This window comes from Streptomyces calidiresistens, assembly GCF_014141525.1.
Lineage (GTDB): Bacteria > Actinomycetota > Actinomycetes > Streptomycetales > Streptomycetaceae > Streptomyces > Streptomyces calidiresistens.
Genome location: NZ_VKHS01000220.1, coordinates 1 through 7,020, shown reverse-complemented (window position 1 = coordinate 7,020; position 7,020 = coordinate 1). Strand labels below are relative to the sequence as shown.

The following is a 7,020-nucleotide window of genomic DNA, read 5'->3' as shown; positions in this document are numbered from 1 at the left end:
GGACCGGGGAGCGGGCGGGGCCGCGCGGGAAGCGCGCGGACACCCGCCCGACCCGCCGACCCGCTCACTCCCCTTTCCCGGTCCCCCCCGGCTCCTCCTCGTCGAGCCCGGAGGCCCGGCGCACCAGGGGCATCACCCGCAGCGGCACCGGGTTCTCCATCACGATGGCGGTGGAGGAGCGCAGGATGCCCTCGAACCCGACCACCCGGTCGATCACCCGTTGCAGGTCGGCCGTGGAGCGGGCCACCAACCGGCAGAGCATGTCCCCCTGCCCGGTGATGGTGTGCAGTTCCAGCACCTCCGGCACGGCCCGCAGGTGATCCCGGACCCGGGGTCCCTGCCCCTGCCGGATCTCCAGGGTGGCGAACGCGGTCACCGGGTAGCCGATCGCGGCCGGATCGACGTCCGGCCCCAGGCCCCGGATGACGCCGGCGCCGCGCAGTCGGTCCAGGCGCGCCTGCACGGTGCCCCGGGCGACCCCGAGCCGGCGGGACGCCTCCAGCACCCCGATCCGGGGCTCGCGGTCGAGCAGTTCCAGCAGCCGCCCGTCGAGACGATCGATGCTCCACTCCCTCATGGCTCCCCCACACTGCACATACTGTTCGGAACGTCCGGTGGTTTCCCGGCTTCGCCGGCCGGATTGTCCAGCCGGAACGCGAACTCTTGCACACTCTGACGACCGCCGGGACCCTTGGCCCATGACGGACACCACGCGCGAGAACCCGCTGTCGTCGCCGGGGACCCCGGCGGCGACCACCACGAGCCCGGTTCCCACCACCGCCCCGGAGACCCCGCCGGCGCCGGGTGCCTCCGAGGACCTGTTCCCCGTGCACGGCATGGACGCCATCGTCTTCGCCGTCGGCAACGCCAAGCAGGCCGCCCACTACTACTCCACCGCCTTCGGGATGCGCCTGGTCGCCTACGCGGGGCCGGAGACGGGCAGCCGCGAGACGGCCTCCTACGTCCTGGAGTCCGGCGGCGCCCGGTTCGTCCTCACCTCGGTCATCCGGCCGACCACCGACCACGGACGGTTCCTCGCCCGCCACGTCGCGGAGCACGGGGACGGTGTCGTCGACCTCGCCCTGGAGGTCCCCGACGTGCGGGCGGCCTACGAGGGGGCCCTGGCACGCGGCGCCAAAGGACTGGTGGAGCCGCACGAGATGAGCGACGACGACGGCACGGTGGTGCTGGCCGCCATCGCCACCTACGGCGAGACCCGCCACACCCTGGTGGACCGCTCCGGGTACAAGGGCGCCTACCTGCCCGGTTACACGGCGGCCGACCCGATCGTGGAGCCGGCGGGGCGCCGCTTCTTCCAGGCCGTGGACCACTGCGTGGGCAACGTGGAACTGGGCCGGATGAACGAGTGGGTGGAGTTCTACCGGCGGGTGATGGGCTTCACCAACATGAAGGAGTTCGTCGGCGACGACATCGCCACCGAGTACTCCGCCCTGATGTCGAAGGTCGTCGCCAACGGCACGCGCAAGGTGAAGTTCCCGATCAACGAGCCGGCGATCGCGCGGAAGAAGTCGCAGATCGACGAGTACCTGGAGTTCTACGGCGGCCCCGGCGTGCAGCACGTGGCGCTGGCCACCAACGACATCGTGCACACCGTGCGCTCGATGCGGGCGGCCGGCGTGCAGTTCCTGGACGTGCCGGACTCCTACTACGACACCCTCGGTGAGTGGGTGGGCGACACCCGGGTGCCGCTGGACGAGCTGCGCGAGCTGAAGATCCTCGCGGACCGGGACGAGGACGGCTACCTGCTGCAGATCTTCACCAAGCCGGTGCAGGACCGGCCGACGGTGTTCTTCGAGATGATCGAGCGTCATGGCTCGATGGGGTTCGGAAAGGGCAATTTCAAGGCACTCTTCGAGGCCATCGAGCGTGAACAGGCGAAGCGGGGGAATCTGTAGGAGTACCACCCCCTCGAGCCGCCCCCGCGACCTGCACTCGCGGGGGCGGCCGGTTTTCGGGAGAACTCCCGGGCTTCCCGTGACGGCCCGGTGCGGGTCAGTCGGCGCAGGGCTCCACGGCCACCGGGTGGCCCCCGTCGAAGCCGTACCCCCGGAAGGTGTGCCACCCGCCGGGGACGATCGGCCGGCAGTCGCTCACCTCGCCGAAGGTGTAGCGGATGCGCAGGAGGTGTTCCTCGGCGCACTCGCTGTGGAGGTGGGTGTACCGCAGCCCGGCGTACATGTGGACGCAGTCCGGGGCGACGTCCGTCGGGGTCGTCCCCTCCGGCGCGGAGTCGAACGCGGCGGCCGGGACGGCGGTCGCCGGGCCGATGGCTCCCGTCACCGCCGCGAGCAGCAGGGCGACGGACGCCCGGCGCATCCGTCCGGCGGCGCGGGCGCGACCCGGTCCCGACGGACGACGGGAAACGCGGAACACGGTGGTGCGCATGGTGACTCCCTCGGGTGGTTCGGTCGGTGCCGGCCGTCGGGACCCCCGTCCGAATCCACCGGGCGGGGGTGACGGCCACGGCCATCATGCCCCCGTCGAAATTTCTTGCAGTCGTTTTGCGCAAGAACTTTCCGGCACGGAACGCGCTTACCCGGTGACGGGGAGGTGTCACGGGCCGACCCGGGAGGGCTCCCGGGGGCCTGCCGCGCTCGACCGCCCCTTCCCCACCTGCGATGTTCGACGCGGTCCCGGCCGGTGAGTCCTCCCGGCGGGGACCCGGAGGATCCCGTCCGAAAATCCGACCGGAGGACGGCTTTCGGGGCGGACGGAACGGAGGGCCGGTACGCGGACGGGGGGCGGGAAGGGGAAGGAGAGGGGAAGGAAGGAGAGGGGAAGGAAGGGAGAAGGGGAGACGGGAACGCCCGTCCCCCGGAACCGACGACGGAGCGGTATCAGCAGGAGGGAACCGGGTCCCCGGCCTCCAGCGCCTCCAGCGCGCGCACCGCGTCGTCCAGGGTGCTCACCGGGATCAGCCGCAGCCCGTCGGGCGCGGACCGGCTCGCCTCCGCGCACTCCGCCGAGGGCACCAGGAAGACCTCCGCCCCGTCCCGCTCCGCCGCCCGGGTCTTCAGCGGCACCCCGCCGACCGACCCGACCCGCCCGTCCGGGGCGATGGCCCCGGTGCCGGCGATGATCCGACCACCCGTCAGGTCACCGCCCTCGCCGTCGCCGTCCAGCAGTTCCACCACACCGAGCGCGAAGAGCAGGCCGGCGCTGGGACCACCCACGTCCTCCAGGCGCAGGTCGATGTCCAACTCCCCGAGGTCGTCCGGGAGGACCGGCCCGGCGCCGGTGTCGGTACGGCCCCCGACCAGGGCCAGGGCCGCCGTCACGGCGGCCCGCTGGGAGTCGAGCATCTGCCCGGTGGTGTAGTCGCGGATCTCCTCGGTGTTCCGACCCGGCGGGTAGACAGCGTCGCGCGGCATCACCGCGCGGTCGTCGGAGAGGTATCCGGAGACCACCTCGGAGAGGCGGATCTCGGCGTCCGGCGGGGTGGCGAGGATCGTGGTCATCCGCAGTTCGCCGTCCGGCTCGCGGAGTTCGGTGCCGGAGATCTCGATGACCGCCTCGCCCTCGACGTCCCCCAGGACGTCCACCGTCGCGCCGGGGTAGGCCACCACGAAGGGCAGCGGCAGCAGGGCCACCACCAGGAGCAGCGCCACGACGGGCGCCGCGCACAGCGCGAGCACCACCGCACGGCGGGAACGGGACCCGGCGCTGAACCGGGAAGTGGCGGTGGGGGGCTCGGCGGACATGTCACGGAATCTAACGCACGCCCCCCGCTCCCCGACGAACGCCCCCGGGCGGGGCGCCGCCTCCGGTCACGGCGCCGCGCTCAAAGGGCTCCCGATGTGAGCGCCCGCCGGAAGTCGTCCCACCGCCCGGCCGGGAACCGCAACGGGGCCCGGCCCCGGGGGATTTCCCGGCCCCGGCCGGCGGGTGGTGCCCACCGCCGTGGGACAACGGGTCGTGTGCCGCCTCCCCCGTTCGCCGGGGAACGGGCGGCCTGATCACGGTGCCACCCGGCCGTTCACCCGGCGGGCGGTCGGGAGGCCCCGCCTCCCGGAGCCGGTCAGCGGAGGACGGCGGCGACCTCGCGGGCCGCGCGCACCACCCGGGGGCCGATCTCCGGCGGGATGGCGTCGTTGAGCATGACGACCCCGACGCTGCCCTCGATCCCGCACCCCGGCGGCAGCGGGGCGGCGGCGCCGCTGGCCCCGGCCTCCAGCTCACCGTGGGTGAGGATGTAGCCGTCCTCGTTGTCGATGTCCTTGCAGCGCCCGATGAGGATGGCCCGACCGGCGGCGCCCCGGTCCAGGGAGTGCCGGAACCCGGCGCGATAGGCGACGTGGTAGTCGGTCCAGCTCGGTTCCACCACCGCCACGGCCAGGGCCTCGGTGCCGTCCACCACGGTCAGGTGGGCGGTCGCGCCGACGTCCTCGGCGAGGGAACGCAGGGCGGGCAGGGCGGCCTCGCGGACCAGGGGGTGGACCTGGCGGCCCAGGCCCAGGACACCGACGCCCACCCGGGCCCGGCCGCCGGCGTCGCGCCGCACCAGGGCGTGCTGTTCCAGCGTGGCGAGCAGGCGGTACACGACCGTGCGGTTCACCCCGAGACGTCGGGAGAGTTCGGTCACCGTGAGGCCGTGATCGGTCTCGGCGAGCAGCTTGAGGACACGCAGTCCCCGGTCGAGCGTCTGAGAGGTCTCCGCGGTCACGACGCCCCCTGTTCTCGGGTGGGTCCGGCTCGGCGTCGCGGGGTGCGTCCGACCACCGACCCGGCCGACCGCACGCGCGAGGAGCCGTGGGTAGCGGTGGCAGGTCACACAGCCGGCTGCGCCCCCGGGACGACTCCGGCCCGGGCGTGCGCGTGACCGGAAACCTATACAGGGTCACCGCTCACCGGAAGGCCTTGTCCGGGATTCGAGCAATCCTCGGAACGCTTTAGGCGAAAAAGCGAGAAAAATCCCTCCGGTCTTTCCGCATTGAGGACACCGGAGGGCTGTGGTTTTCGTGCCCGATCACCGCGCACCGGCGGTGTTCGGCCCCCGCCGGCCGCCCCTTTCACGGCCACCGGGCCTCCCCCGGGGCCCCGGACCGATGCCGCGCCGGAGCCTCCGGGACCTCCCCCGCCGCCCCGGGGGGCCGGGGCGGCGGGGGGGCCGGACGCTCAGCGCATCCGGGTGGCCCAGTCCCGCACCCGGTCGATGCGCTGCCGCAGCTGCCCGGCGGTCGCCTCGGCGGTCGGGGGCCCGCCGCAGGCGCGGCGCAGCTCGGTGTGGATCACGCCGTGCGGTTTCCCCGTCTGGTGCGAGTAGGCGCCTACCAGGCCGTGCAGTTCGCGCCGCAGCTCCTGGAGTTCCCGGTGGGTGACCACCGGTCGCCGCTCGGCGGGGAGTTCGAGGAGGTCGGCCTCCTCGGCCGGCTTCTTCCTGCTGTGCGCGATCTGCCGGGCCTGGCGGCGCTGGAGGAGCATCTGCACCTGGTCGGGTTCCAGGAGTCCCGGAATGCCGAGGTAGTCCTGTTCCTCCTCGCTGCCGGGGTGCGCCTGCATCCCGAATTCCGCGCCGTCGTACATCACCCGGTCGAAGACGGCGTCGGACTCCAGCGCCTCGAAGGGCAACTGTTCCTGGTCCCCGGTGTCCTCGTCCTGCTGCCGCTCGGCCTCCTTGAGCAGGTCGGCCTCCTCGGCGTAGGGGTCCTCGTCCCCGCCGCGCTTCGGCTTGTCCAGGACGTGATCGCGCTGGAGTTCCATCTCGTGCGCGAAGCCCAGCAGGGAGGGCACGGTGGGCAGGAAGACCGAGGCGGTCTCGCCGCGCCGCCGGGACCGCACGAAGCGGCCCACCGCCTGCGCGAAGAACAGCGGGGTGGAGATCGTCGTCGCGTAGACCCCCACCGCCAGCCGGGGGACGTCCACGCCCTCGGAGACCATCCGCACCGCCACCAGCCAGCGGGCGTCGGACCGCCGGAACTCCTCGATGCGGTCGGAGGCGCCGGAGTCGTCGGACAGGACCACGGTCGGCTTCTCGCCGGTGATCTCCCGCAGCAGCTTGGCGTAGGAGCGGGCGGAGTCCTGGTCGGTGGCGATCACCAGGGCGCCGGCGTCCGGGATGGCCCGCCGCACCTCGGTCAGCCGGCGGTCGGCGGCGGAGAGCACGGACGGTATCCAGTCGCCGCGCGGGTCCAGGGCGGTGCGCCAGGCCTGGGAGATCGCGTCCTTGGTCATCGGCTCGCCGAGGCGGGCCTCGATCTCGTCGCCGGCCTTGGTCCGCCAGCGCATGTTGCCGCTGTAGGAGAGGAAGATCACGGGGCGGACGACGCCGTCGGCCAGGGCGTTGCCGTAGCCGTAGGTGTAGTCGGCCACCGACCGGCGGATGCCGTCGGCGTCCTCGCCGTACTGCACGAACGGGATGGGGTTGGTGTCGGAGCGGAAGGGCGTGCCGGTGAGGGCGAGTCGGCGGGTGGCCGGTTCGAACGCCTCCAGGCAGGCCTCGCCCCAGGAGCGGCTGTCACCGGCGTGGTGGATCTCGTCCAGGATCACCAGCGTCTTGCGCTGCTCGCAGCGGTTGCGGTGCAGCATCGGTCGGACGCCGACGCCGGCGTAGGTGACGGCCACCCCGTGGTACTCGCGGCCGAGGGGACCGGCGCTGTACTCGGGGTCGAGCCTGATCCCTATCCGGGCCGCCGCCTCCGCCCACTGCTTCTTCAGGTGTTCGGTGGGCGCCACCACGGTCACCTGCTGCACCACGTGGTGGTGGAGGAGCCAGGAGGCGAGGGTGAGCGCGAAGGTGGTCTTTCCCGCGCCCGGGGTGGCGACCGCGAGGAAGTCCCTCGGGTGTTCGGTGAGGTAACGCTCCATCGCCGCCTGCTGCCAGGCGCGCAGTTTGCCCGCCGTTCCCCAGGGCGCGCGGCCGGGGAAGGCGGGTGAGAGGTGCGAGGAGGCAGGGGGCACGGTGGCGACCTGTGGGGTGGACGGGCCGGCGCTCGGTTGGGTGGGCGAGGGGAAACCCAACTGCGTGGCTGGGGAGGACGACGGGGTGGTCACGGTCTCCGG

General features: G+C 73.0%; 6 protein-coding genes. 1 reads left to right on the top strand and 5 read right to left on the bottom strand.

Translation table 11 applies throughout. The features are described 5' to 3' along the window. Positions 1–64: 64 nt before the first annotated feature. A complete protein-coding gene (locus FOE67_RS11510) occupies positions 65–577 on the bottom strand; it encodes an Lrp/AsnC family transcriptional regulator (RefSeq protein ID WP_182663255.1) in 513 nt (170 codons plus the stop codon). Between the two features lie 259 nt (positions 578–836). Between FOE67_RS11510 and hppD the strand changes: the two genes are divergently transcribed. Beyond that, entirely contained in the window at positions 837–1,916 is a 1,080-nt protein-coding gene (gene hppD, locus FOE67_RS11505; protein WP_228473780.1) for a 4-hydroxyphenylpyruvate dioxygenase, read from the top strand. A gap of 97 nt (positions 1,917–2,013) precedes the next feature. Here hppD and FOE67_RS11500 read toward each other — a convergent pair whose 3' ends face one another. The 4 genes from FOE67_RS11500 to FOE67_RS11485 all read right to left on the bottom strand — a co-directional run bounded on the left by FOE67_RS11500 (position 2,014) and on the right by FOE67_RS11485 (position 6,918). Next, complete coding sequence (locus FOE67_RS11500; RefSeq protein WP_182663251.1) at positions 2,014–2,406, bottom strand: alpha-amylase inhibitor; 393 nt, start codon at positions 2,404–2,406, stop codon at positions 2,014–2,016. Between the two features lie 452 nt (positions 2,407–2,858). Beyond that, complete coding sequence (locus tag FOE67_RS11495) at positions 2,859–3,722, bottom strand: S16 family serine protease (RefSeq protein WP_182663249.1); 864 nt, start codon at positions 3,720–3,722, stop codon at positions 2,859–2,861. Between the two features lie 317 nt (positions 3,723–4,039). After that, a complete protein-coding gene (locus FOE67_RS11490) occupies positions 4,040–4,684 on the bottom strand; it encodes an IclR family transcriptional regulator (RefSeq protein ID WP_182663247.1) in 645 nt (214 codons plus the stop codon). Positions 4,685–5,136: 452 nt separating this feature from the next. Beyond that, on the bottom strand, positions 5,137–6,918 hold the full coding sequence (locus FOE67_RS11485) for a DEAD/DEAH box helicase (protein WP_182663257.1): 1,782 nt from the start codon (positions 6,916–6,918) through the stop codon (positions 5,137–5,139). Between the last annotated feature and the right edge of the window lie 102 nt (positions 6,919–7,020).